24 protein-coding genes are annotated in these 25,067 nt (G+C 42.7%); 16 read left to right on the top strand and 8 right to left on the bottom strand.

The window, feature by feature from the left end:
- Positions 1–49 precede the first annotated feature (49 nt).
- Both HUJ21_RS09740 and HUJ21_RS09735 read left to right on the top strand, forming a co-directional pair.
- On the top strand, positions 50–505 hold the full coding sequence (locus HUJ21_RS09740) for a hypothetical protein (protein ID WP_291369219.1): 456 nt from the start codon (positions 50–52) through the stop codon (positions 503–505).
- A gap of 42 nt (positions 506–547) precedes the next feature.
- Positions 548–991, top strand: a complete 444-nt coding sequence (locus tag HUJ21_RS09735; RefSeq protein WP_291369217.1) for a hypothetical protein — start codon at positions 548–550, stop codon at positions 989–991.
- 122 nt (positions 992–1,113) lie between these two features.
- On the opposite strand, the gene HUJ21_RS09730 is transcribed toward HUJ21_RS09735, so the two are convergent.
- Positions 1,114–1,422, bottom strand: a complete 309-nt coding sequence (locus HUJ21_RS09730; protein ID WP_291369215.1) for a hypothetical protein — start codon at positions 1,420–1,422, stop codon at positions 1,114–1,116.
- Between the two features lie 374 nt (positions 1,423–1,796).
- Between HUJ21_RS09730 and HUJ21_RS09725 the strand changes: the two genes are divergently transcribed.
- The 3 genes from HUJ21_RS09725 to radA all read left to right on the top strand — a co-directional run bounded on the left by HUJ21_RS09725 (position 1,797) and on the right by radA (position 7,442).
- The gene (locus tag HUJ21_RS09725) at positions 1,797–2,435 is read left to right on the top strand and encodes a hypothetical protein (protein WP_291369213.1); all 639 of its coding nucleotides are present in this window, start codon (positions 1,797–1,799) and stop codon (positions 2,433–2,435) included.
- A gap of 748 nt (positions 2,436–3,183) precedes the next feature.
- The gene (gene polA / locus HUJ21_RS09720; protein WP_291369211.1) at positions 3,184–5,994 is read left to right on the top strand and encodes a DNA polymerase I; all 2,811 of its coding nucleotides are present in this window, start codon (positions 3,184–3,186) and stop codon (positions 5,992–5,994) included.
- A 71-nt stretch (positions 5,995–6,065) separates the two neighbouring features.
- Positions 6,066–7,442, top strand: coding sequence for a DNA repair protein RadA (gene radA, locus HUJ21_RS09715; protein WP_291369209.1), 1,377 nt, complete (start codon positions 6,066–6,068; stop codon positions 7,440–7,442).
- A 4-nt stretch (positions 7,443–7,446) separates the two neighbouring features.
- On the opposite strand, the gene HUJ21_RS09710 is transcribed toward radA, so the two are convergent.
- The gene (locus HUJ21_RS09710) at positions 7,447–8,178 is read right to left on the bottom strand and encodes a class I SAM-dependent methyltransferase (RefSeq protein WP_291369207.1); all 732 of its coding nucleotides are present in this window, start codon (positions 8,176–8,178) and stop codon (positions 7,447–7,449) included.
- Positions 8,179–8,313: 135 nt separating this feature from the next.
- Positions 8,314–9,786: a M14 metallopeptidase family protein gene (locus tag HUJ21_RS09705; RefSeq protein ID WP_291369205.1), complete on the bottom strand. Its 1,473-nt coding sequence runs from the start codon at positions 9,784–9,786 to the stop codon at positions 8,314–8,316.
- A gap of 122 nt (positions 9,787–9,908) precedes the next feature.
- On the opposite strand from HUJ21_RS09705, the gene HUJ21_RS09700 reads away from it, so the two are divergent.
- Together HUJ21_RS09700 and HUJ21_RS09695 are read left to right on the top strand one after the other, a co-directional pair.
- The gene (locus tag HUJ21_RS09700) at positions 9,909–10,922 is read left to right on the top strand and encodes a dipeptide epimerase (RefSeq protein ID WP_291369203.1); all 1,014 of its coding nucleotides are present in this window, start codon (positions 9,909–9,911) and stop codon (positions 10,920–10,922) included.
- Positions 10,923–10,933: 11 nt separating this feature from the next.
- Entirely contained in the window at positions 10,934–11,986 is a 1,053-nt protein-coding gene (locus HUJ21_RS09695; protein WP_291369201.1) for an aminotransferase class I/II-fold pyridoxal phosphate-dependent enzyme, read from the top strand.
- 288 nt (positions 11,987–12,274) lie between these two features.
- Here the strand turns inward: HUJ21_RS09695 and HUJ21_RS09690 are convergent, their stop codons facing one another.
- Positions 12,275–14,068: an ABC transporter ATP-binding protein gene (locus tag HUJ21_RS09690; RefSeq protein ID WP_291369199.1), complete on the bottom strand. Its 1,794-nt coding sequence runs from the start codon at positions 14,066–14,068 to the stop codon at positions 12,275–12,277.
- Between the two features lie 498 nt (positions 14,069–14,566).
- Here HUJ21_RS09690 and nusB point away from each other — a divergent pair, with 498 nt between their 5' ends.
- Genes nusB through coaE form a run of 6 tightly spaced genes read left to right on the top strand, consistent with a single transcriptional unit; the run spans position 14,567 to position 18,518 of the window.
- Positions 14,567–15,751: a transcription antitermination factor NusB gene (gene nusB / locus HUJ21_RS09685; RefSeq protein WP_291369198.1), complete on the top strand. Its 1,185-nt coding sequence runs from the start codon at positions 14,567–14,569 to the stop codon at positions 15,749–15,751.
- 8 nt (positions 15,752–15,759) lie between these two features.
- Positions 15,760–16,068 carry a YtxH domain-containing protein gene (locus tag HUJ21_RS09680; protein WP_166150062.1) on the top strand — a complete coding sequence of 103 codons (309 nt, stop codon included), beginning with the start codon at positions 15,760–15,762 and terminating at the stop codon, positions 16,066–16,068.
- 11 nt (positions 16,069–16,079) lie between these two features.
- Positions 16,080–16,619, top strand: coding sequence for a DUF1573 domain-containing protein (locus HUJ21_RS09675; protein WP_291369195.1), 540 nt, complete (start codon positions 16,080–16,082; stop codon positions 16,617–16,619).
- A 2-nt stretch (positions 16,620–16,621) separates the two neighbouring features.
- Positions 16,622–16,939: a preprotein translocase subunit YajC gene (gene yajC / locus HUJ21_RS09670; protein ID WP_291369193.1), complete on the top strand. Its 318-nt coding sequence runs from the start codon at positions 16,622–16,624 to the stop codon at positions 16,937–16,939.
- A gap of 12 nt (positions 16,940–16,951) precedes the next feature.
- Complete coding sequence (locus HUJ21_RS09665) at positions 16,952–17,917, top strand: YbbR-like domain-containing protein (protein WP_291369191.1); 966 nt, start codon at positions 16,952–16,954, stop codon at positions 17,915–17,917.
- Positions 17,910–18,518 (top strand): dephospho-CoA kinase, encoded by a 609-nt coding sequence (coaE, locus tag HUJ21_RS09660; protein WP_291369189.1) that lies wholly within the window; start codon positions 17,910–17,912, stop codon positions 18,516–18,518. Before HUJ21_RS09665 ends, coaE begins: the two co-directional genes overlap by 8 nt.
- Positions 18,519–18,526: 8 nt before the next feature.
- Here coaE and HUJ21_RS09655 read toward each other — a convergent pair whose 3' ends face one another.
- Entirely contained in the window at positions 18,527–18,772 is a 246-nt protein-coding gene (locus tag HUJ21_RS09655) for a hypothetical protein (RefSeq protein WP_291369187.1), read from the bottom strand.
- Between the two features lie 214 nt (positions 18,773–18,986).
- On the opposite strand from HUJ21_RS09655, the gene HUJ21_RS09650 reads away from it, so the two are divergent.
- The 3 genes from HUJ21_RS09650 (at position 18,987) to atpC (ending at position 21,445) form a co-directional block, all read left to right on the top strand.
- Positions 18,987–19,472, top strand: coding sequence for a C40 family peptidase (locus HUJ21_RS09650; RefSeq protein ID WP_291369185.1), 486 nt, complete (start codon positions 18,987–18,989; stop codon positions 19,470–19,472).
- 174 nt (positions 19,473–19,646) lie between these two features.
- The gene (gene atpD, locus HUJ21_RS09645) at positions 19,647–21,149 is read left to right on the top strand and encodes a F0F1 ATP synthase subunit beta (protein WP_291369182.1); all 1,503 of its coding nucleotides are present in this window, start codon (positions 19,647–19,649) and stop codon (positions 21,147–21,149) included.
- A 50-nt stretch (positions 21,150–21,199) separates the two neighbouring features.
- A complete protein-coding gene (atpC, locus tag HUJ21_RS09640) occupies positions 21,200–21,445 on the top strand; it encodes an ATP synthase F1 subunit epsilon (RefSeq protein ID WP_187357740.1) in 246 nt (81 codons plus the stop codon).
- A 53-nt stretch (positions 21,446–21,498) separates the two neighbouring features.
- Here the strand turns inward: atpC and HUJ21_RS09635 are convergent, their stop codons facing one another.
- The 3 genes from HUJ21_RS09635 to HUJ21_RS09625 are packed head-to-tail and all read right to left on the bottom strand — an operon-like array spanning position 21,499 to position 24,831.
- The gene (locus tag HUJ21_RS09635; protein WP_291369179.1) at positions 21,499–22,308 is read right to left on the bottom strand and encodes an N-acetylmuramic acid 6-phosphate etherase; all 810 of its coding nucleotides are present in this window, start codon (positions 22,306–22,308) and stop codon (positions 21,499–21,501) included.
- A 21-nt stretch (positions 22,309–22,329) separates the two neighbouring features.
- Positions 22,330–22,578: a hypothetical protein gene (locus tag HUJ21_RS09630; RefSeq protein ID WP_291369177.1), complete on the bottom strand. Its 249-nt coding sequence runs from the start codon at positions 22,576–22,578 to the stop codon at positions 22,330–22,332.
- Positions 22,579–22,587: 9 nt separating this feature from the next.
- Positions 22,588–24,831 carry a hypothetical protein gene (locus HUJ21_RS09625; protein WP_291369175.1) on the bottom strand — a complete coding sequence of 748 codons (2,244 nt, stop codon included), beginning with the start codon at positions 24,829–24,831 and terminating at the stop codon, positions 22,588–22,590.
- Positions 24,832–25,067 lie beyond the last annotated feature (236 nt).

The following is a 25,067-nucleotide window of genomic DNA, read 5'->3' as shown; positions in this document are numbered from 1 at the left end:
CCCGATAAAAACAGGTTTTAAATCCGATTGCACCCAAAATAATGCTGCCATGGAACTCAAAAGAATCGATACAATTTGGCATTTTTTTGCTACCCAGAACCATGTCTTTCTAAAAAAGCAAGTTGAACAGGAAATTCATTATTCATTCACCAAAAACAATATTCAACTGATCCATTCCTTTAATCCCAAATTTACCGGGCAATCAAGCCTCCGTATGGGGCCAGCTGATTTTGAAATGGCTGTTAAGACCTATGCTGCAGGTCAAAAGAAATTCGGAATCCCTTCTCCAATAATTAAAGTCCACCAAAAATTATTTTTCCCGAGTGAATTACTCAAACTGACCGCTAATTTTACCCTTTACGTGGAAAAAGACAGGTTCAACCACTTTAGGGTGATACTGGAGGGTTTTATTCCCCGAAACATCCGGCAGACCTATCAGCCCATCAATTTTATCAGCGAAACCCTCTGGAAATTCAGGTATTTTTCCGAAACCATAAAAAATTAAATTCATCCAAACTTTTTTCAAGTCTATCTGATTGATAATTATATGAAAAAACAACCGGTAACTGAAACCTTTCCAAAATTCACCATGCCTCACAGAGGGCTATTGTTGCTTTCCGGGATTTATGCGATCCTTTGGGGAGCATTTTTCAGGTGGTTTGGCCCTGCTGTTCTGAGCTGGTTATCCATGGAAAATAGCTTTTCAGGTGGAACAGACACCTTGTTTTATGGAGGCATTGGCATGGTAACCGGGCTAATGCTGTTCTTATCCGCCTTTTATCCTATCAGCTGGATTTACCTGATTGGTATTGGTTTTCTAGGAAAAATAGTTTCTCTGATAAGTTTTCTGGGCCTCTACATGGGAAGTTTAGAATGGAATAAGCGAGTTGCCTTTCATTTGCTTTTCAATGAAGGCATTTGGTTGCTTCCTCTGACCATAATCCTCTGGAGAGCCCTGAAAGTAAAAAAGTTTTTAAAAACACAATCCTGATTGGCAGATAAAGCAAAAAAGATTAATCCCCAAGGCAATCTTACACCACTTTGTTGGCTGTGACTCACCGAACGAAAATAAACAGCCCCAATCCCCATTTTGAGAGATTGGGGCTGCTTTTATTAAGTCAAAATGATTAGTAAAATAAGAATGACAATCAGGGCACCAGCGGAGATGTAAACACCACCACCCAGCGCTTTGGCCTCTTTGTTAATTTCCCTCAGTTCGTTGCGAATCTCTTTGCGCTCATCCTTGTCCATGGCCTTAAAATCCATGGCCTTTATTTCCAAAACCCGTTCATCCAATTGTTCTAAACGTGCCTGCTCTTCCGGACTGGGTTCTTTTTCTGCCGGTTTTTCTTTTGCCATGGCCGCAGGTGCAATAGCTGTCAATAACATCAGCATGGATAAAAAGTATGCGATCTTTTTCATAAGGACTAGAATTTAAGGTTAAACATATTGTTAAATTTCTTCAGATAAAGGTCAGAATTCAAACTGATAATTTCCCGAAATATACCAATAATCTTACCAAAAAATGAATAAGGACAGGAATCCGGGAAAAATAACCGACATAGGCACTTTACTTTTACCTGAGAAATGGGTTCTTTCAATTGAAAAATTATGCGTTCAAGGATGTATACTTATAGGGATTTATGCCATTTCCCGGCATGTCTCTGTAAAATTACAGAAATGATAATTTGATAAAAATATTATTTTTTATTTTGATTTATTCAATTTAATTTCTACCTTATATCGTATTTTATCACTTTTTCAATTGAATAAATGGTTGAATCACGCTAGGAGTTATGGCTACTGAATTAAATGTGATTGCTCCCTACACAAAAGGTTGGGACTCACAAAATCAATACGATAATACTGAAGCCCGCATTGTCCGCAACGCACCGAATACCTGGGAGGTGATATTAGGTTACGATGATCTTCCGGATCTGATAAATAAAATCAATCAATTTCTTACCATAGATCCTGATCATCCTTGTTTGAAAACACTGGAAATTTATGCTCACGGCAACCCAATAGGAATCAATGACTTGTCAAGGACTGATGTCAATACCTGGGCAAGCCAATTGAAAACCCTTACCTGGTGTGATGAGGCCAGTATTTATCTTTCGGGATGCAACACCGGACTGAAGCGTACAACACGAATAACAAACCCTTTGGTTACAGGACCAATTGCTAAGCTACTTGCGGATGCCCTACAATTCAATGCTGCTTCGTTTGCTCATAGAATTTGGGTTTATGGATCCAATGGATATTTATCTGGTTCTCATGTCGAGGGAAGTGAAAAAACTGTCGACACCTTCACCGAGCGAGAACTGACCTGGTCCATTCCTCCCTGGACGACAACGATTTGGGAAAAATATCCTGGTGGATCAAATGCAACTGGAAATGCTTGCTGGTTAGGATTTAAAAATGGCAATTGGTGATGGCTACTATTGTTAAAATAATTGAGTACGGTACCCCAAACGAACTTACATTGGATTCGTACCAACGCAATTTGTTTTTAAACGAACTTAGGCGTGTACAGGGATCTGGCATTTCAGTTTTTTTTAAAAATCTCTTTGCCCAAATGGGTAAAAGTACAAGACCAATACTTATTCGCCCGGACTGTCAAATCATAATAGACAACAATGGTCAGGTAACCGAATATTTTTTACAGGGCAAGTTTGTATTGTGCAAAAAAGGAAGCCGTTTAAACCATCAATTCTATATGGGAGTACTGCTGGAGCATTGGCTTGGAATGCTGCCGTAATGTGATCGGGTTTGGTTGAAATATATCAATTGTAATCATTACAATTTAGAAACCAAATAAGCAACAGCGGTTGTCTGATCATTTTTCACAAAGAGTCCGATTTAAAAAAACCAAGCCCAAAAGGGGTCAAACCATCGAATACATTTCCCCTGTTCTGTTTCTCCATTTTCACCTGCTGCAATGAAAATAAATCCAAAGGGGAATCGCTCTCCTAACCGGAGAGGGAATTTTGGAATTAATCTTTTGTTTTCTGTATGCAATTACCTGAGCCGGTTTCAGGAATTAATAAAGCCTAAGATATTTGGGCAAATTCTTATGTTTTTCCATCCGAAGCATTGCCCAAAAATCACTAACTTGGGCTGGATTTAGCAGAAATAATCTGCGAGCGATTCCTATAAATACCTCAAAAACCAGATCTACAAATGGCTAAAGGCAGTAAAAAACTTTTTCTTCTGGACGCAATGGCCCTGATATACAGGGCTCATTTTGCCTTCAGCAAAAACCCCAGAATCAACAGCAAAGGGCTCAACACGGGAGTCATGCTGGGATTTACCAATACATTGCTGGAGGTTCTGGAAAAGGAAAACCCCACACACATCGCCGTGGTATTCGACACCAAGGCCCCCACTTTTCGCCACAAACAGTTTGAAGCCTATAAGGCCAACAGGCAGGAACAACCTGAAGACATTGAGGTCGGCATTCCCTGGGTCAAACAAATTGTGCAGGCGTTTAACATTCCCACCCTTGAGCTTGATGGTTACGAAGCCGATGATATCATTGGCACATTGGCCAAAAAAGCGGAGAGAACCAGTTTTACCGTGTACATGATGACTCCGGATAAGGACTACGGACAGTTGGTGGAAGACCACATTTACCTGTATAAACCGGCTTTTATGGGTAATGCGGTGGATATTATGGGCCCGAAAGAGATATGTGAAAAATGGGACATCGAAAATGTGGATCAGGTAAGGGATATACTGGGCCTCATGGGAGATGCTGTGGACAATATCCCAGGAATACCCGGAATTGGTGCCAAAACCGCCGTTAAACTTTTGAAAGAATATGGCTCAGTTGAGGAACTGGTAAAGAACACCGATCAGCTGAAGGGCAAGCAAAAGGAAAATGTGGAAAATTATGCCCAACAAGGCATTTTATCCAAGGAGCTGGCCACGATCATGCAGGATGTCCCCATTGAATTTGATGAGAAATCCCTGACACGGGATCCTCCCCATGAAGAAAAACTGAAAGCACTTTTTGCTGAGCTGGAATTCAGGACATTGACCAAGAGGGTTTTTGGAGAAGCCCTCAAAAAGCCGGCATTGAAAGTGGATGAGCAATTGGGTTTATTTACCGGACAGGATACTGCAGAAAGCAATGAAATTGCAACACCGGAACCCCCTATTCCAGCCACAAACAGTCTGGGCAGCCTTTTTACCCGGGACCATGATTACCACAAGGTATCCGGAGAGCAGGCCATTAAAAATTTGGTAAGCTACTTACTGATGCAAAAAGAGATTTGTTTCGATACGGAAACTACCTCCATTAATCCCAATGAGGCTGAATTGGTGGGGATTTCCTTTGCCTACCTCCCCGGTGAAGCCTACTACATCCCCTTTCCGGGAGAGATGAAGGCTGCAAAAAATCTGTTATCCCTGTTAAAGCCGGTTTTTGAATCCGTTGAAATCCTGAAAATAGGTCAAAACATCAAATACGATATCCTGGTCTTGATGAATTATGGCATGGAAGTGAAGGGAAAGCTTTATGATACCATGCTGGCCCATTACCTGATCGAACCGGAAGGCAAACATTCCATGGATTGGATGGCCGAGCAGTACCTCAATTATAAGCCCGTATCCATAGAGACCCTCATTGGTAAAAAAGGTAAAAACCAGGGCAACATGAAGGATGTGGATCCGGATGAAGTAGTAGATTATGCCGCAGAAGATGCGGATATTACCCTCTTGTTGAAAAAATCCCTGGATCCCATCATTAAGGAGAACAAACTCGATCATTTACTTCATGAAGTAGAAAGTCCATTAATTGAAGTGTTGGCAGCCATGGAATTTGAGGGTGTCAGGATCGATACGGATAGTTTGGCAGAGATGTCCAAAGAACTGGAAACAGAAAGCCGGGAAATAGAAAAAAAGGTTTACGAACTGGCGGGAGAACGGTTTAACCTCAGCTCCCCCAAGCAGCTGGGCGAGATCCTTTTTAACAAACTCCAACTGGACCCCAAGGCAAAGAAAACAAAAACGGGGCAATATGCTACCGGAGAAGAAGTTCTGAGCAAGCTTGCCGTAGAACACGAGATAGCCCAGGCCATCCTGGATTTCAGGCAAATGGTCAAGCTCAAATCCACCTATGTGGATGCCCTTCCCAGCCTGATCAATCCAAAAACCGGCCGGATCCATACCACCTACAATCAATTCGTAGCTGCCACAGGCAGGCTCTCCTCCATCAATCCCAACCTGCAGAACATTCCAATCCGAACCGAAAGGGGAAGGGAAATAAGAAAGGCCTTTGTTCCCAGGGACGCAAACCATGTAATTCTTGCAGCAGATTACAGCCAGATAGAACTGCGCATCATGGCCGCATTCTCTCAGGATACTTCCATGATAGAAGCCTTTAAAAACGGCAGAGACATTCATGCCACCACGGCCGCAAAAATTTTCCAGGTTCCTTTGGCGGAAGTGACAGGGGATATGCGCCGAAAAGCCAAGACGGCCAATTTTGGGATCATCTATGGTATTTCTGCTTTCGGGCTATCCCAAAGATTGAAAATCCCCAGGGGGGAAGCCAAAGACATCATCGATGCATATTTCAAAGAATTCCCCTCTGTAAAAGCCTATATGGATGAAAGCATAGAAAAAGCCCGGAAGAATGAATATGTGGAAACCATTTTGGGAAGAAGACGCTACTTACGGGACATCAACAGCCGGAATGCTACCATGAGGGGATTCGCAGAAAGAAATGCCATCAATGCGCCTATTCAGGGTTCAGCAGCCGACATGATCAAAGTGGCCATGATACATGTTCACGAATGGATGCTTCAAAACAAGCTCAAATCCAAAATGATATTGCAGGTACACGATGAACTGGTATTTGATGCCCACAAGGAAGAAACGGAATTGTTAAAACAGGAAATCCCGAAACTCATGGCCGATGCAATCAAAATAGCGGTACCGCTGGAGGTGGAGATAGGCATGGGCAAAGATTGGCTGGAAGCCCATTGAGATTTTTGATCCAGACAAAACCAAACCCCGATTAATAGTTACATTCCGTACCAAAGCATCTAATATTTATCATGGCCAAAATTAAAACTGCTTATTTCTGTCAAAACTGTGGGGTGGAAAGTGCCAAATGGGTAGGAAAATGTCCTTCCTGTGGGGAATGGAACACCTATGTAGAGGAAGTGGTCCAGAAAGAAGATGGCCAAAGGGGTGCCTGGAAGTCCGGCAACTCAGACCCCAAAAAAGCCAATAAGCCAAAAAAGTTGAAAGAAATCAACTATAAGGAACAATCCAGGCTGGTGACAAGGGATGAGGAATTGGACAGGGTTTTGGGAGGGGGTATCGTGCCCGGATCCCTTGTATTAATAGGCGGGGAACCGGGAATAGGGAAATCCACTTTAATGCTTCAGATCGCCCTGATGCTTGGCCAGACAAAAATCCTTTACGTTTCCGGAGAAGAAAGTGAAAATCAGATTAAAATGCGCAGTGAGCGCATGAAATACCAATCTGACCAATGCTATGTACTTTCAGAAACCAATACCCAACAGATTTTCCAACAGATAGAATTGTTAAAGCCCGAATTACTGGTCATAGACTCCATCCAGACCCTCCACAGCCAGTATGTGGCTTCAGCTGCCGGCTCAGTCAGCCAGGTCCGGGAATGCACGGCTGAATTGATGAAATTTGCCAAGCAAACAGGTACTCCAGTTTTTCTTATCGGTCATATCACCAAGGATGGCTCCATCGCAGGGCCAAAGATCCTCGAGCACATGGTGGACACGGTATTACAATTTGAAGGTGACCGGCACCTGAGTTACCGTATTCTGCGAACCTCCAAAAATCGCTTTGGCTCCACCAATGAACTTGGCATCTACGAAATGCATGCCGATGGCCTGAAGGCGGTAAACAATCCATCTGAAATTCTGCTGACCCAGCGGCAAGAGCAGCTCAACGGGGTGGCCATAGGGGCCATGCTAGAAGGTAACCGCCCTCTTTTGATAGAAATCCAGTCTCTCGTCAGCCCTGCTACTTATGGAACCCCTCAGAGAAGCAGCACCGGACATGATGCCAAAAGACTCAACATGCTGCTCGCAGTCCTGGAAAAAAGAGGGGGAATGCGCTTGGGGCAACAAGATGTTTTCCTCAACGTAGCCGGTGGGCTGAGGGTAGATGATCCGGGATTAGACCTTTCTGTCTGCGCCTCTATCATTTCCTCCCATGAAGACAGTCCTATCGATCCGGGCACTTGTTTTGCGGGGGAAATCGGCCTTGGAGGAGAAATCAGGGCTGTAAACCGCATTGAAAGCCGCATAGCCGAAGCCGCGAAAATGGGATTCAAAAGGATCATTTTGTCCAAGTATGCCATCAAAGGACTGGGCCCGCGAAAATTTGCTATTGAAATTTTACCTGTTGGAAAATTGGAAGAAATGTACCGCCACCTGTTTTTATAAGTCCTTATTCAGAAAGGTCTGCCAATGGCTTTTTACCCCCGAAAGCAGCAAAACAACAATTCTTATGCAAGACATCCAATTGGGTAAAACCTACCTTCTCCATCAGCCTGAGCTGAAAGGTCATTGAACGGGGGCTGTCTTCCTTTTCAATATAATCGAATACTTTCTTTCTGTATTTGAGGCCTCCAATGCTCTCCAGGTAACGGGCATACCTGTTCCACATCATTTCCTGAACTTTTGGATCATCATGCGCCACCAAATCAGAAACCCAAAACGATCCACCCGGTGCCAAAAGCTCGAAAATTTTTCTAAAAACATCCTCCCAGTCCTGCTCATTCCTCAGGTGATGCAATACGGCAGCAGCCACAATAACATCATATTTATTGGCAGTCAATTCAGCATCCCTGATATCTGCCTGAATGGTATTTACCTTCCCGGTAGTCGCCCAGGAAACCCGATCCTGGGCTTTTACCAACATGGGTTTGCTCAGATCAAGCAAATCACAATCTATTTGTGGGAGGTATTGTAATATTTTTAAGGAAAGATTTCCTGCTCCGGAGCCAATATCCAATAAAGTCTTAGCTTGTGGACTGGAAACCACCACCGCATTGGCAATCAGCTCCATGGAAAGGGGGGCATCCATAGTGGCCTCCTGCCCGGTATCCAGGTTAGAAAAACGTTCCACATCCCGATCGAATCTTTTTCTGATTTCCTCAGTAGTCGATTTATTTTGCATAGGGTTATCTAAGGTTTAAATAAAAACAAATTCGATTTTAACCATTTTTCTGTACAATTACAATAAATAGGCATTCATACCTGAAAATAGCAGTGTGAAACCAGGATGATTTTTCTGTTTTAAGGTGGTTTGGTTTTACCGTACCTTTTGCAAAAAAGGAGTCGATGCTTGCTTTTCCAGATCAATCAAAAACCCATTAACCACCGCATACCGCAATTTTCCGTCCTTTACCAGGTAAAAATCAGGGCTGTTGTCTAATCCCGCCTTCATGGCTGGCTTCATGTCACCTGAATATAAAAGAAGTGGCCATTCATGAATCTTCCCTTTGTCGGCTTCTTGGGTTTTTACAGCCAAATACCCATTTTTGAGCATACCCCAGGCCAGGCTATCTGTCAAATCTTCCAAAGCAATTTCTTCATTCCAAACTTTACCGGGGCTCAGTACCATCCCTTCAGCATCCAGTTCCTGATAGCCATAATAAACCGACAGATCACCCCAATCCGAAACATTGCCCCTGGTATAACGGATGCCTTCCTGGTACAGGTCAGATCTCCGGATACCAATATCAGCCCGGTAGCTGTAGTCATTGGTTTCCGTGCCTACATTTTTTATCAGGAGATCCATCAATTTGGAATCATTATCAGGAATAGCGAAATAATCATCCTCATTAAAGTTTTCATATCTACCGCTTGCAATTTCATACAAGGCATTGAGAATAATCATGAAATTGAGCTTCCTGATATATTGCTTTTCCGGATCATCCGGATACCCTCCCGACTCTATCAAAATGGTGCTGGTCCCCCACTTTTGAAAATTATCTCCAAATGCCCGGGGTTCAAAAGTGTCGTTGTATTTACCTACATGCCCGGGGACCTCCTCCTGTAGCACCCTGTTCATTCCTGCAATCAGCTTCATGGCCCTGCTTCTGACTGGATTGATTTCCCTGGCTTCATTATAGGCCGGAGCCAATACGGAAATTGTGGCAGGCTGAGCAGTTCCCTGAGCGTTGTAATACACATTTTGGTCATGCAGGTTAAACCCAAACTCAGGTTCAAACTCATCTCTTGCTTCTTTCAGAATGATGCCTTCCGGGCTGCTTTGCCTGATTGCATCCCTATTGAGATCAATGTCCTGCACATTCCTTCTCTGAAATCTTTCTGCACCGTCAGGGTTGACCATGGGGATGAACCGCAGCAATAAATTTTCCCGTATGGTGGAACGCAAATCGGCAAATTTATCAGCTGATGATCCCTCCAAAAAATTAAAAAGATCAAATAATGCCATTGTGGCCGTGCTTTCATTGCCATGCATCTGGGACCAAAGCAATACCTTTACTTGCCCTTCTCCAAATGTCAGGGAATGAATAGGCCTTCCCTCTACGGAATATCCCAACACCTGATTTTCAAAGACAGAGCTACGGTTGTTGATCAATGGGGCTATTTTATCGTATCCAAACCTTCGTTCGGTAATGCTATTTTCCTGAAACCCTGCATAGGCCTCTGCCAAATCGGCGGTTTCCAGCAAGTCTGTATTTTGAGGCTCCCGGCAAGCCTGAAAAAGAATCAAACAAATCAATAGCAGCAATCGGAATGGGTAGTAAGTGGTCATTTCCTGCTTGTAGGTTGGTTTTCCTGTAAATATGGCTATTTTAGATTAGATTTTTAAGAAAGAAATTAAAAGCTTATGGGCTTTGCCTATCTTTGGGACATAGAAAACACCATATTATTTTTATGAAACTTGAATTACTGCCCTATAAGTTACCTCTTAAACATACCTTTACCATAGCCCACCAAAGCCGGGATGTTCAGGATACCCTGATTGTAAAATTGATAGACAAAGATGGCCTTTATGGACTTGGGGAGTCCACAACGAATCCCTTTTATGGCATCAGCCTGGAAAACATGCAAGCATGTTTGGGAGACGTCGCAGGGATGCTGGCTGAATTGGAGCCTATCCATCCGGAAGAGCTATGGGACAAAACCAAGTCGTATTTTAAAGGAAATCCCTTTGCCCAATGCGCCCTTGACATGGCAGCCTGGGATCTGTATGCGAAAAAACAGGGCAAAAAATTATACGAATTGCTTCATTTAAATCCTGATAAGATCCCGCTCACCAACTTCACCATTGGCATAGCTCCCATCCCAAAAATGATCGAAAAAATGAAGGAGCTGGATTGGCCGATTTATAAAATAAAACTGGGAACGGACCATGACCTTGACATTGTCAAGGCATTGAGAAAACATACCGATGCCGTTTTCAGAATTGATGCCAATTGCGCCTGGACGGCAGATCAGGCCATTGCCTTTTCCAAAGAGCTTGCAGCACTTAATGTAGAGTTTATGGAACAGCCATTGCCAAAGGATGATTTTCAGGGAATGAAAAAAGTATATGCCAATAGTGCCCTTCCTGTGATTGCAGATGAAAGTTGTATCATAGAAGAGGACGTAAAGAAATGTTATGGCCATTTTCATGGCATCAATGTAAAATTGGTAAAAGCAGGAGGCATCAGCCCCGGTTTGAGGATGCTTCAGGAAGCCAAAACCCTGGGCATGAAGACCATGGTGGGCTGCATGACAGAGTCATCGGTGGGGATTTCTGCCATTGCCCATATTGCGGGCATGCTTGATTACGTGGATATGGACGGAGCCATGCTGTTGGCCAGCGATATTGCAAAGGGAGTGACCATTACTCCGGAACGGGTGACCTTTCCGGACAGGCCTGGAACAGGTGCCTTGCTGATTTAATAGCCTTACTTATGAGCCACAAATACTTGACCCGGCAACTGGGTAGAGAAATCGTATTTAACGAAAAAACCTACCTGCATTTCAGCGGAACGGCATATTTGGGAATTGGGGCTTTGCCGGAATTCAAAAACCTGCTCATTGAAGGCATCAAAAAGCATGGTCCCAACCATGGATCCAGCAGAACCAGTAATGTTCAGCTTCCCATTTACGAGCAATTTGAAACCGAATTTGCCAAAAATGCCGGTGCACCGAAAGCCTTATTGCTCAGCAGCGGCTACATGGCAGGACAACTGGCCCTTGAAACCTTAAAAAAGCAGACAGACCTGACCTGGGTGGCACCGGACACGCATCCTGCCATATTACCGACCCGGTTCAAGCCCTATAACGATACCTTTTCAGCCTGGACCAGGCATTGTATACAAAAGTCCAGGGAATTGATGGGGCAAAATATTTTGATGCTTTCCAATGCGGTAAACCCGCTGAAGCCGGAGGTTCATGATTTCCAGTGGACCAAAAAACTATCGCCTGCCAACAGGTACTTTTTACTTGTGGATGATAGCCATGCCTTTGGGATTTTGGGTGAGGATCTGTTCGGCACTTATGCCAGTTGGAAAGACCTGCCTGTAAATCTAACGGTTTGCGGATCTCTGGGAAAAGCACTTTCTTTACCGGCAGGGATTATTTTGGGGGATGGCTTGTTGATGGAAAATGCAAAAAATAATCCGGTTTTCCGGTCTTCCTCCCCACCTGCACCGGCCTTTCTGGATGCTTTTTTACAAGGCAGGTCCATGTATTTGAAGCAAAGAAAGAAGCTTTTGACCAATATGGATTTTATGTGGGGTAAGCTTACGGATCAGAAAAGCTTTAAATTTTCACCAAATTATCCGGTCATTACCTTTGAGAATACCGCATGGGTAAACCAATTGCACCATATGGGTTTTATCTTGTCTTCCTTTCCATATCCGGGTCCGGAAGACAAACCTGTAAACAGGATTGTACTTTCAGCCTGGCATGAGAAGGAAGACCTGAATCTCCTGCTGCAAGCATTGATGAAACTACAATAAAATATTTCTTGATTTCAAATTCTGCCAGGAAGAAATTCCAAAAAGTTGCACCTTTTAAAGCCCTAATATCATTTTGGCTTTTGAATTCCTTCCACCACAGATGGTGCATGATTTCCCCAAAATTCTATTTAGCGTTCCAACCTTTCTTTTGTTAATTAAATACCCAGGAAAGGGGTTTTTGGCAATTTATTACTAATTTAACCAATACTTTCTGTGTCAATCTGCGAAATCTGTGCTGCCCAATTTGATACGGAAGGAGATGGCAATAGGTAATCCCTGCTAAATAATTCACTCCACCTCTCCTGCCTGCTGGGTTTGCTTCTCATAAAGTTCTGCGTAGGTCCCTTTGGCTTGCATCAATTCCTCATGATTTCCCTTTTCCACTACCCTTCCATCATCCAAAACAATGATCTGGTCTGCCAGCTTGGCAGAAGAAACCCGATGAGAAATGATAATGGAAGTCCTGCCTTTCATGATTTTTTCCAATGCATTCAATATGGCATTTTCCGTTTTGGTGTCTACAGCGGAAAGGCAATCATCCAAAAGCAATATTCTTGGGGATTTGGCCACCGCCCTGGCAATGGAAACCCTTTGTTTCTGCCCTCCTGATAAGGTAATCCCCCTTTCTCCAAGGCGGGTATCAAAGCCATTTGGAAACTCGATGATGTTTTGGTAAACATCCGCATCTTTTGCTGCCTGCTCAATGCTTTCCCTATCCAGTTCCTTGCCAAGGCCAAACCCAATATTATTGGTAATGGTATCACTAAAAAGGAAAACATCCTGCGGCACATAGCCAATCTGTTCTCTTAGGTTGGCAATATCAAAAGCGCGTATGTCATGACCATCAATCAAAAGTTTGCCTTCAGTAGCGTCATACATGCGCATGAGCAGATTGGCCACCGTAGATTTTCCCGAACCTGTGGTACCAATAATTGCAAGAGACTGGCCAGCAGAAATTTTGAAGCTTACTTTATCCAGGGCTTTGATGCCTGAATCAGGATAGACAAAAGAGAGGTTTTCTACTTCAATATCACCTTTAATGTCCAGACATAAATTTTCTGAACTGAGTATATCGTTCTTCTGATCCATAAACTCATTGATTCTGGCCTGAGAAGCGGCTGCTCTTTGCACGATGCTGGTTACCCAACCCAGAGAGGTCACCGGCCAGGTGAGCATATTCACATATAAAATAAATTCCGCAATGACACCATAACCTATGGCTCCTTCAATTACCTGAATTCCGCCAACATAAACTGTTATGATGGTACTCAGGCCAATCAATGCCAGTATCAATGGAAAAAAAAGGGATTGAACCCTGGTAAGGGAAATGGATTTTTCTTTGTAATCTTCGCTGGCATTTTCAAATTTCCTGGCACTGTCTTCCTCTCTTACAAAAGATTTGATCACCCGGATGCCTGAAAAGGCTTCTTGTACAAAAGTACTTAAGCCTGAAAGGCTCCTTTGTATTTTTTCCGACCTTTCATTGATCATGTTGTTTACCACGTAAATACTCAAGGACAAAACGGGGAGTGGCAATAGGGAATAAAGGGTAAGCGGGACGTTCACGGTAAGCATATAACCTATCACCATTGGAAATAAAATAACCAGGTTGATGCCGTACATCAGGGCTGGACCGAGGTACATTCTCACCTTGGAAACATCTTCGGTAATCCTGGCCATAAGGTCACCAGTGCTGTTTTGCCTGAAAAAACTTAAGGGCAAGCTTTGGTAATGCCTGAAAATTTCATTTTTGATGTCGTATTCTATTAGCCTGGACATGGCAATAATGGTCTGCCGGATAAGGAAAAGAAAAAGACCACGCATTAAGGCCATTCCCAGGATCAGCAAGCCAAATATCAAAATGTATTTCAGAAAAAAACTTCTTGAGAGCTCTTTTACCAAACCACCTTCCTCAAATACCTGATAATAGCTGAAACTTTCCACCACATAATCAATGGCAATTCGAACCAGTTGGGCCGGAATAATGACAAAAATGTTGGAAATAAAAGTGAAAACTATTCCTAAAAAAAGATATAGCTTATATTTATACAGATATTTATTTAATCTCCAGAGGGGCTTCACAAAATAAAAATCTTTAGGATTAACAATATCTTTTACAAGATATGTTACTTTGCGGTGTTTGAATGAATGAAATGTAATTAATTTTGCAGGGTTTTAAAACAACCTGAATTCAAATATAACGTTTTCTAAATGCCAAAGTTCAATGGCAGGTATCAAAACAGGAGAAAAAATGGGAATGACCGAAATCTACGTGCTAATAATGGATTTGAAAAATCCCCAGCGACGGCAGAACTGAGACGTCGCGTCCGGAATTCGGTTACAAAAAAAAGGTAAGCCCACATGAGGTCACCTATCATTTGGCTGTTGAAAGATACAGCCCTTTGGCCATGTGAATACTGTTCGGGAATTGTTAAATAAAAATTTTAAAGGCCTGAACAATTATTTATTTGCCCTTTGCGGGTACATTTATTAATTTGCAGGAATTTTCAGTATGATAAGCGAATTTACGTTGAATGCAACTGACAACGTTGATTTCATCACGTTCTTTAATTTTAGTTAATGTTAAACAGGAGAATCTTAAGAGTAAAAGCATTTCAGACACTTTATGCTTATCAGCAGTGTAAGTATTCCAACGCTAATCTGGCACAAGATTTTATTAAAGAATCTTTTATGCCTGACCTCAACACCATGGAAATTCAGGACCGGGGTCAATTAAAGAAAGAGGCCGAGAGATGTGTCACCCTTTTTTTAAAAAACCTTGATAAGGACGAATTAATTGCTGCAAATGAGAACAGCGAGAAAATAAGACATACTGCAATCAAAGCCATAGATCTTTACCACAAATACAATCAAAAAGACAGGGAATTTTTGAAGAATAACATGTTGACTGCTGTGGAGAATATTCCGGGGCTATACTTGTTTGCCATCAGCATGCTGTTGGGTTTCGGAACCCATGTCAGGAAGGAAAAAGCTAAAAAAAGGATTTTGGAAGATCAGCCAATCATCCAACCTCCTTCGGTTTATAACCTGGGAAACAACAAAGTCCTGGAAATCATTGCAGCAAACCACTCCTTTAAGCGGGAATGCCTTAGGTTTCAGGTTGATTTAGAAGATTTGGAACAGGAAATCAAAGAATGGTACCGGGAATTGGTAAAGCCTCAGGAGGATTACCAAAAATACATGCATACAGAAAACCCTACTTTTGAGCAAGACAAGGAGGTGCTTCAATCCATTTTGAAAAAAGTCTTGTTCAAAAGTGAAGCACCGCTCAGTTTTTTTCAGGACAGGGATTTGAATTGGTCCGAAAACAAACCAATTGTCAGAAGTTTGGCATCGAAAGTGCTAAAGAATCTTACAGGCAATGAAGAAAGTTCGGATGAAATACTTCCGGAGCTGGCACTTAACTGGGAAGAGGACAAGGAATTCTTCCAAAATATATTTAACTTGACCATTACATCAGACCAGGATTTCAGCACCTTGATCGCTGAAAAGGCGAAAAATTGGGATGTGGAAAGGATAGCCTTAACGGACAGGGTGATACTTATTATGGCACTGACGGAAATGGTAAATTTTCCAAGTATTCCGACCAAGGTAACTATAAACGAGTACATAGATATATCCAAAACATACAGTACGCCCAAAAGCAAGCAGTTTGTGAACGGAATATTAGATACTTTGTCGAAAGAATTAACCGATAGCGGAAAAATCCGTAAAAGTGGTAGAGGACTTATTGATAATAAATGACACAAATAATGAGTAAAAAAACAAATTCAATATTCGTTTTTGCCTTGGGAGCAGGTATTGGGGCTGTTCTGGGGGTGCTTTATGCACCGGATTCAGGTAACAACACCAGAGATAAATTATCTTACCGGCTGGGTAAGTACCGAAATGAATTGGAAGATCTTATCGATGATCTTGTAGAAGGGAAAAGTCTGCCCGATAACCTGGCCAAATCCGAAGGGGACAAAGTGATCACTGAGGCCAAATCAAAAGCAGAAAACCTGCTTAATGATGTGAATAAGCTAATTGATCAAATCAATAAAGAAAACAATAACAATTAAAGTATTCATTTATGAATTATTCAAAAATTCCAGTTTGGCTTTTGGGGGCTTCCCTATTGTTTACTGCAGCTTGTAGCCAGAGCGAAAAGGATGACCGGATTGAGGCTTTAGAGCAAAAAATATCTCAGCTGGAGCAAAATCAGGTAGTAACACCCAGCAATACACAAAATGTAACACCAGCTGACCCCTCCTCCATTGCAGCTTTTACCTTTGAGGAAGAGGTATTTGATTTCGGTACCATACAGGAGGGCAAGGTAATCGAGCATCTTTTTACCTTTGAAAACTCAGGTCAGGCTCCCCTGGTAATTTCCAATATTCAGGCTTCCTGTGGCTGTACCACTCCCGAATGGACCAAAACCCCTATCAAGCCAGGAGAAGAAGGTTTTGTTAAAGTAGCTTTCAACTCAACAGGGAAATCAGGTGTTCAAAGTCCAACAGTAACAATTCAGGCCAATACCTCACCGAACGTAACCCGTTTAAGACTTAAAGGAACAGTAAACAGAAATTCGGCTTCAGCATCACAACCTGCTGCGGGCCCCGTTAAAAGATAAAAATGTACAACCAAATATTGCTTCAATTAGATGGTGCCGGATCTGGCATCATGGGTCAGGTATTTCTGTTCGGCAGTATCATTCTGATCATGTACTTTTTCATGATCAGGCCCCAACAAAAAAAACAAAAAGAAACCACCAAGTTTATCTCTGAAATTAAAAAAGGAGATCATGTTGTAACGGTAGGAGGAATCCATGGAAAAGTTTTTTCTGTGGAAGGTGACATCGTGCAGATAGAATTGGATAAAGGCATTAAATTGAAAGTAGAAAAATCTGCCCTATCGCTGGATTACTCTAAAAAGTTAAATAATGGCAAATAATTCCCTGTACAATTGAGTACATTAGGTAAATATTTCAGGAAGCTAAAACCTGAAAAAACATCAAACCTGAAAGTGGTAGTCCTATGTGTTTTCACGGCTTCCACTTTTTGGCTTTTGAATGCATTAAACAAAGACAACTACACGACAACAGTAACCCAACCCGTAGTCATTGACTATGATAAGGAAGAATACATGGCTGTTGCTGGGGTTCCCAGGGAAGTCAGGATTTCTATAAACGGCAATGGATGGGACCTGCTAAAGAGACACTTTAAGATTGGAGTAACCGAATTTGAAATCAGACTTGAGGAACCATCCAGACAACCCTATTTGCTTACATCCGATATTGAAAGCCAGCTTTCAGAACATGTTGGCACCACAAACCTGGTAGATATTGCACCGGATACCTTGTTTTATCAGATTGATAAAATAGTATCTAAACGAATTCAGTTGGTAGCTGACACAACTGAAAACATACTTGCTGAAAACCATGCCTTTGCCTCAGCTATTGAGATAGAACCAAAAACGGTCATGGTAACAGGACCCATTTCCATAATCGAACAATTAGAGGGCATACTCAGGGTCCCTTTGGGTGAACGAAATATTGAAGATGATTTTTCCAGGCTGCTTCCTCTGGAATTGGATAGGGAATTGAGCAGGTACCTTTCCCTTGATGAAGAAACAGCTCAGATATCCTTCAAGGTGGAAGAATTCCTTGAAAATACCCTTCAATTGGAAATCAATAAACTCTATTTTCCAAATAATGTTGATATCAATAGTGAGATCACTGAGGTGAGGGTGAATCTTTATGTCAAAGAAAGCCGTCTGGAGGATTTTCAAAACCTGGAACTTGCTGCAACGCTAAATTATAACAACAGAAACCGGGAAGACAGCACCATTTCAGTATCCTTAAATACCGCACCTGACTACATCCGGGACGTTTCCTTTGAACCTGAAAGTTTCAAGTTGACCTATGAATAAACCCAAACCGGTTTTGGTAGGAATCAGTGGGGGCATTGGTGCGGGAAAAACCTTGGTGACCAAAATTTTTACCCTGCTGGACGTACCGGTATACAATGCCGACGAAAAGGCAAGGTGGCTTATGGCCCATCAAAAAGGGCTTAAATCAGAAATTAGTTCAGTATTTGGAGCGCAATCCTATTTTCAGGACGGAAGCCTGAACAGAAAGTTCCTGGCAGACAAGGTTTTTGCAGACCCCATCCTCACCAAAAAAATAAATTCCCTTGTTCATCCTGTAGTTCAAGCAGATTTCAGGGAATGGGCAGGCAAACAAAATTCAAAATACGTATTAAAGGAAGCCGCCCTTTTGTTTGAGACAGGATCATTTAAAGAATTGGAATTCACCATCCATGTCACCGCGCCAAAGCAATTGAGAATGGAGCGGATTAAACAAAGAGACCCCCACAGGCCCGAAACTCAAATCGTACAGATCATGGAAAAACAATGGGATGACCCCAAAAAAAACGAACTTGCTGATTTTATTTTATACAATGACAACAGCAGATTGGTAATCCCTCAGGTGCTTCAAATCCATAAAGCCCTGCAGTCAGGAACCCCCTAAAAAGACAATCAGATTTCTGCCAGGCTGATTTGATCAAGGTAGAATTTCATTCTGGAATGCCTTTGGTTTAAAAATTCAATTTTGTCTATCCTGTCGTATTTGTGATTGTAAAAAACCTCAACATACTCTTTTCCTAAGAGATAAAGGTTTACTTTATAGGCATAATAACGAATGGCAACTACAAATGTACCCTCAGTATATAACTTTTGAACTTTCTTATGAAGTGTAAGCTTTCTAAAATCCTCTTTGCTCATATCAAATCTATTGGGCTTCCTGGTGAATCGAACTTCCAGTTTGATGGGGCTATCTTCTTTAGGTAAACGACTAAGCGGAAATAAAAGTAAATAATTATTGTAAAAATTGCATCCCGAATTCAAAGTAATTTAACCTTACCCTGCAGCTTTTGCAAGATTGCGTTTTGCATGTTAGTTTTATGCTTTTTACGGGCAATCAAATCTCAATCCCCACATGGATATTAACAGTATAATGAAAGTCAGGTTCCTGATCATGATATTTGGGCTATCAATGTTGCTGCTTGGCTCCTGTTCCTCTGCCCGTAAAATCCGGCAGCAAAACGTACAACAGGTAATAGATACCGCAAAATCATTTCAGGGCACTCCATACCGCTACGGGGGAAGCAGCAGAACAGGCATGGATTGTTCGGCACTGGTCTACTTATCATTTAGAAGTGTGGGAATTACCCTACCCAGGGTTTCTGCAGATCAAAGCCGAATAGGAAAAAGGGTTTCCAAAAGAAAGCTTAAAAAGGGAGATGTGGTATTCTTCGCAACGGGAAGAAGGCGAAGGAGGGTAACCCATGCCGGCATCATTACCGAGAAAAGGCCTGGCAGAACATATTTTATTCATGCCTCCACCTCTTTAGGAGTAACAGAAGACCATATTCAGTCTAAATACTGGTCGAAAAGGTGGGTACGGGCCAGGAGGATTTTTTAGTTCGAATCTATTGAAATGCCGGAATTGCATCCTTTTTTATCATTAAAAAGCTAGTAATATAAAAAAATCGGACAAAGTGTATTAATTTTTAAAACATCCTTTGGTATTCAGCAATATTAACTAATTTTGCACTCGAATTAAAAGTATTGTTCCTATTCATCTTAAAATATAACAATGGCGAATACTGGTAAGATAACTCAGGTAATTGGTCCTGTTGTGGATGTTTCCTTTGAGGGAAGTAAACTACCAAATATCCTTGATGCACTTGAAATCACAAAAGAAAACGGCCAAACGGTAATTCTCGAGGTACAACAACACTTGGGCGAAGATCGGGTACGAACCATCGCTATGGATTCTTCGGAAGGTATGGTGAGAGGAATGGAGGTAACAGATCTTGGTGCCCCCATCTCTGTACCAATAGGAGATAGCATCAAAGGAAGGTTATTTAATGTGGTAGGAGAAGCCATTGATGGATTACCTCAACCCGACCATACCAAACGGCTACCCATTCACCGATCCGCACCGAAGTTCGAAGATTTATCTACCTCTGCAGAGGTTCTTTATACAGGAATAAAGGTAATCGACTTGATCGAACCTTATGCAAAAGGTGGAAAAATCGGCCTTTTCGGAGGTGCTGGTGTAGGTAAAACCGTACTGATCCAGGAATTGATCAACAATATAGCTAAAGCATACTCAGGCCTTTCAGTTTTTGCCGGAGTAGGCGAACGTACCCGTGAAGGAAACGACCTGTTGCGGGAAATGATTGAATCCGGAATTGTAACCTACGGAGATGATTTCGTAAAATCACTTGAAGAAGAAGGAGGCTGGGACTTGTCCAAAGTAAAACTGGATCAACTTCAGGACTCCAAAGCTACCTTTGTTTTCGGACAGATGAATGAGCCTCCGGGAGCACGTGCAAGGGTTGCCCTGACAGGTTTGACCCTGGCAGAATACTACCGGGATGGAGAAGGAGAAGGTGCCGGAAAAGACATCCTTTTCTTCATTGATAATATTTTCCGTTTTACACAGGCAGGTTCGGAAGTATCCGCTCTATTGGGAAGGATGCCTTCAGCTGTAGGTTACCAACCAACTCTGGCTACCGAAATGGGTGCCATGCAGGAAAGAATAACGTCAACAAAAAACGGATCCATTACTTCTGTACAGGCCGTATACGTACCTGCGGATGACTTGACAGATCCTGCTCCGGCTACTACTTTTGCCCACCTGGATGCACAAACGGTACTTTCACGAAAAATTGCCGAATTGGGTATTTACCCTGCGGTAGACCCTCTTGAGTCTACTTCCAGGATTCTGGAGCCAGGTGTTGTTGGTGAAGAGCATTACAATTGTGCGACCAAAATCAAAGAGCTGTTGCAGCGCTACAAGGAATTGCAGGACATTATCGCCATTCTGGGTATGGAAGAGCTTTCAGAAGAAGATAAAATGGTGGTACACCGTGCCAGAAGGGTACAGCGATTCTTGTCACAGCCCTTTCACGTGGCAGAACAATTTACCGGTCTGAAAGGGGTTTTGGTGGACATCAAAGATACTATCAAAGGCTTTAACATGATCATGGATGGTGAACTGGACCATTTGCCTGAAGCTGCTTTTAACCTGGTAGGAAGCATTGAAGATGCCATCGCCAAGGGAGAAAAAATGCTGGCAGAAGTGAAATAAGCAAAGGGTTGTTTTGAAGGGCATTCATTTGCTCACCATAAATAAAAATCATGCACTTAGAAATTATTACGCCGGATAAAAAAGTATTTGAAGGAGAAGTCTCAGAAGCTACCTTCCCCGGAGCAAACGGTTCCTTTCAAGTATTGAAAAACCATGCATCCATCATATCTGCTTTGGATAAAGGAGCAGTATCCTATACCACTTCGAATGGGCGAAAATCCCTGGTAGTGGAAGGGGGAGTGGTGGAAGTAAACGATAATAAAATAATTGTTTTGGCCGAAAAAGTGATCGCCTGATCGGCAGGATATAAAAACAAAAAAGGGTTCCGGAGCTTTTCCGGAACCCTTTTTTATTTCCCCAAATGATCTAAAGCCTTTTTCACAGAGCCCTTCTCGGTAAGCAAGGCTTTTGCTTTTTCATAATCGGTTATTCCGGACCTTCCCATCAACATTTTCACGCTGCGATCGATGATTTTATCGTTGATCAGCAGTACATTGACCATTTTATTATCCTCTACCCTTCCCAATCTGATCATGGCCGTGGTGGAAATCATATCAAAAATCATTTTCTGGGCAGTCCCGGATTTCATACGTGTACTTCCTGTCACAAACTCAGGACCAGTGATTACCTCCACAGGGAAGTCCGCCTGAGAAGCTATGGCAGATTCCGGATTACTAACAATACAACCGGTGGGTATACCATTTTCCCTGCAGGCCTTAAGTGAGGCCAATACAAAAGGGGTAGTCCCACTTGCCGAAATCCCCAATACAAAGTCTTTGGCGGATATGTCATGGCTTTGCAGGGCCAGCCATCCTGCCTCCCTGTCATCTTCTTCTTCTTCCCTGGCTTCTATCAGGTGCTCCACACCTCCGGCAAGGATGACATTCACTATTCCCTCCGGAATACCATAGGTAGTGGGCAGTTCAATAGCATCTAAAACAGAAAGCCTGCCCCCACTTCCCGCACCGAGATAAAACAACCTGCCGCCTGCTTCCAACTGCTTTACGATGCTGCCGATCAATAAATTAATTTCCGGAAGCACCTTTTCTATGGCTAGGGCTACCTTTTTGTCCTCATTGTTGATATGGGCCGTCAGTTCTGCAATTGACATTTTTTCCAGGTGCCTGTACAAGGAATCCTGCTCTGTGATTCTGGTCATGGGGAAATAAATTTTAACTTTTTAAATGATGTTTTTATCAAATGGAGTATCCGGCAGAAGCGCCTTCATCACAGGAGTAATTCCCCTTCCCTTGTGCTTTTGACAAATATGAGCAAGCTCATTTCGGGCAATGGGGATATGTTCCGTATCAATAAAGACAAAATCAAGGCCAGCCCTTTGCAGGGCATTTGGCCATAATGGATTAGGAGAAGTGATAAAGGTACCAAAAACCAATTTTTCAGCTTTGATTTTGCTCAATAAGCTCACCATACGATTGATTTATTCATTTACCGGTGAGGAGATTACATCCAGGTACCTTCCCATCCAATAGGGCAGCAACCAAATATCTCCCGCACTATTTTCCTGGGTACCGTTTCTTCCTCCATCCAGCCCAAAACGATTGGCATTGTGCCTTCGGATCTGCAATTCATCCGGAGGAAGTACCTCCCGGGTACTTTGCCGCCTGAAATTTTCTTCCATCAGTTCAATGTCTTTTCTGTGGCTGTTTTTTACCGTCCAGTTGATCAGATCGAGCGGGTATTCCTGCAAGTACCAAATGGCTTCCTCCAAATCAAAATTTTCTGGTGAAACCATGGCCGAAAAGATATTCCAAAGTCCCTCTTTTTCGGGTCTCTCTGCCTCCCAGTGATCCATGATCGCTACCTTGTATTTTTCTTTCAGCTCTTCATTAAAGGCATACCGGTACAGCCCCCAATAGCCCAAAAAGTACATCTCGTCATCAGAATGATTCCAGGACTCCGAAAGCATGGCGGCCCACTCGTCACTTCCTTCCTGAGCTTTACCAATTCCTTCCATAGGACGCATCAGGTTTTCCAAATATCCGTGATTTTCCATTAAATCAAAGGCTTTTTGCTTGTACAATTCCTTCCCGGTAAAATGGTAGGCCGTCTGCAGCATGGCCACGATATTGGAGGAATTCAGTTTCCGGTCTCCTACCATGGTGGGAAATCCGTTAACGTATTCCGGATTCCACCTGCCCCAGGTAGTGGGTTGGCCATCATAATCGATCAAATACCAGTCATTTTTTACAATGTGTTCCATGAGTTCATCCAAAAGGCGGACGGCCTTGGTCCGAATGGCCTCATCCTCCACCAATTCAGCGATGACACCAAATACAAAAACATGCCCAATGGCCTCGTCGCTACTGGTCGTTGCTTTCCAGTCCCACTCAGGGTCAGTTGCATGCTGCCAGCGCTCCGGATCAGAAAGGCGCTCTATGTATCCGCTTCTCTCAAAAGACCTGGAAGGAAATCCGGCTACGGGATTTATGGTATAGAGCCTTTCCATGGCATCCAGAGATTCCCTTACATTTTGTAAGGCCGCAGCTGAGCCCGTCACTGCATAGCGAAAGGCTTCTCCGCCAAGGTACATGGAAGTCCAAAGGCCATCATTGTCGGAATCGCCAAGTCTGCCTGAATTTACATTTCCTTCTTCCATTCCAACCAGACTGGCATTAAAGCCATGCCGGATATGCCTTTCCCGTACTTGCTGATCGTAATAGGCAGCCTTCTCTGCCAATGTGAAGGTGTCAAAAACCAATTTCCCTAATCCCTGATCGGTCATTAAAAGCACTTCATTTTCATTCTTCTGGCTGATATGAATCACTTTTTCACCAGGAAGCCATCTTTTTCCGAAATAGTAATTGAATTTGCCGTCTTCCCTGAGCATAAAAGCTCCCATTTGGGAACCAAACCATAGCATTCCGTTGATCTCAGTTATCTCTGTTAATTCCGGCCAGGGCAAAGCTTTGTTCTTTTCTCCCACAACCCGGCCTTCGGTGAGATCCCATTCGAAAAAGCCATCCTGGGTACCAATAGCCAAAAGTTCCTTTCCACTGCGCAGCTCGAAACAGGTAAATCCATTTCCATTGGTAAGCGTTTCAACACTTTTCTTATCCACATTATAGATCCGTACGGATTCTGAGGATAACAAATAAAATACTTTCCTCGAACTATCGTATTTCATATCCAATAAAGCCGATCCGTCCACGCTACCTTTCCAAATCAGTCCTTCATCTCCTATCAAATGAAGCTGCTTACCATCGGATACCAAAAAATTGAAACCATCTCCCTGGGCGAAAAGCCTGGCTTCCGGAAGTTGATGGGGCAAATAAAGGCTACCTGCCCAGGCATTGCTGAACACGGCCTTGTCATCCAAATAAACAAACTGCTCGTCTACTAATGTTATATTCTTGATGGCTTTATCTTTCATGGGCAGGTAGGTCCTGTCGTCAATCAATTTGCCGGGATATAGAAATGCTCCGGCATGCGTTCTTAACAAGCCATTTTCTGACAAAACCTGAACGGTACCATTTCTATCGGCAAAGGCCTTCTTAAAACCCTTTTCCTCATCGCCAACCAAATACTTGACGCTGAATTCCTGGACAAAAGAATGATCCAAATGTACTTTCTCACTGTAAGCCGGCAAGTTTTGGGCTTGTAGCCTGACAATACCTAATATCAATCCCAGTAGTACCAGGGATTTAAAATGTGAATGCTTCATTGGTAAAAGGATAATTTAATTGGTGATAATAATAATTAATGCTGCGACAAGGCCAGCCTTTCTCAGCATAGAATAGCATGTGAATCATTAAACTAAAATGGGGAAGAACCCCAAGCAATCAGCATCAGGTTGTGGGTTTACCCTGTTCGTATCCCATTAAAAATAAATTTGTCCGCCCTGCCCAATGGACAGGAGCGGACAAAACTTACCTAACCTAACTACTAAAGTCAAATCAA

Source organism: Cyclobacterium sp. (assembly GCF_014762705.1).
Classification (GTDB): Bacteria; Bacteroidota; Bacteroidia; order Cytophagales; family Cyclobacteriaceae; genus Cyclobacterium.
Note: the sequence above shows the minus strand (reverse complement) of the source record. Positions and strands in the feature narration are given on the sequence as shown.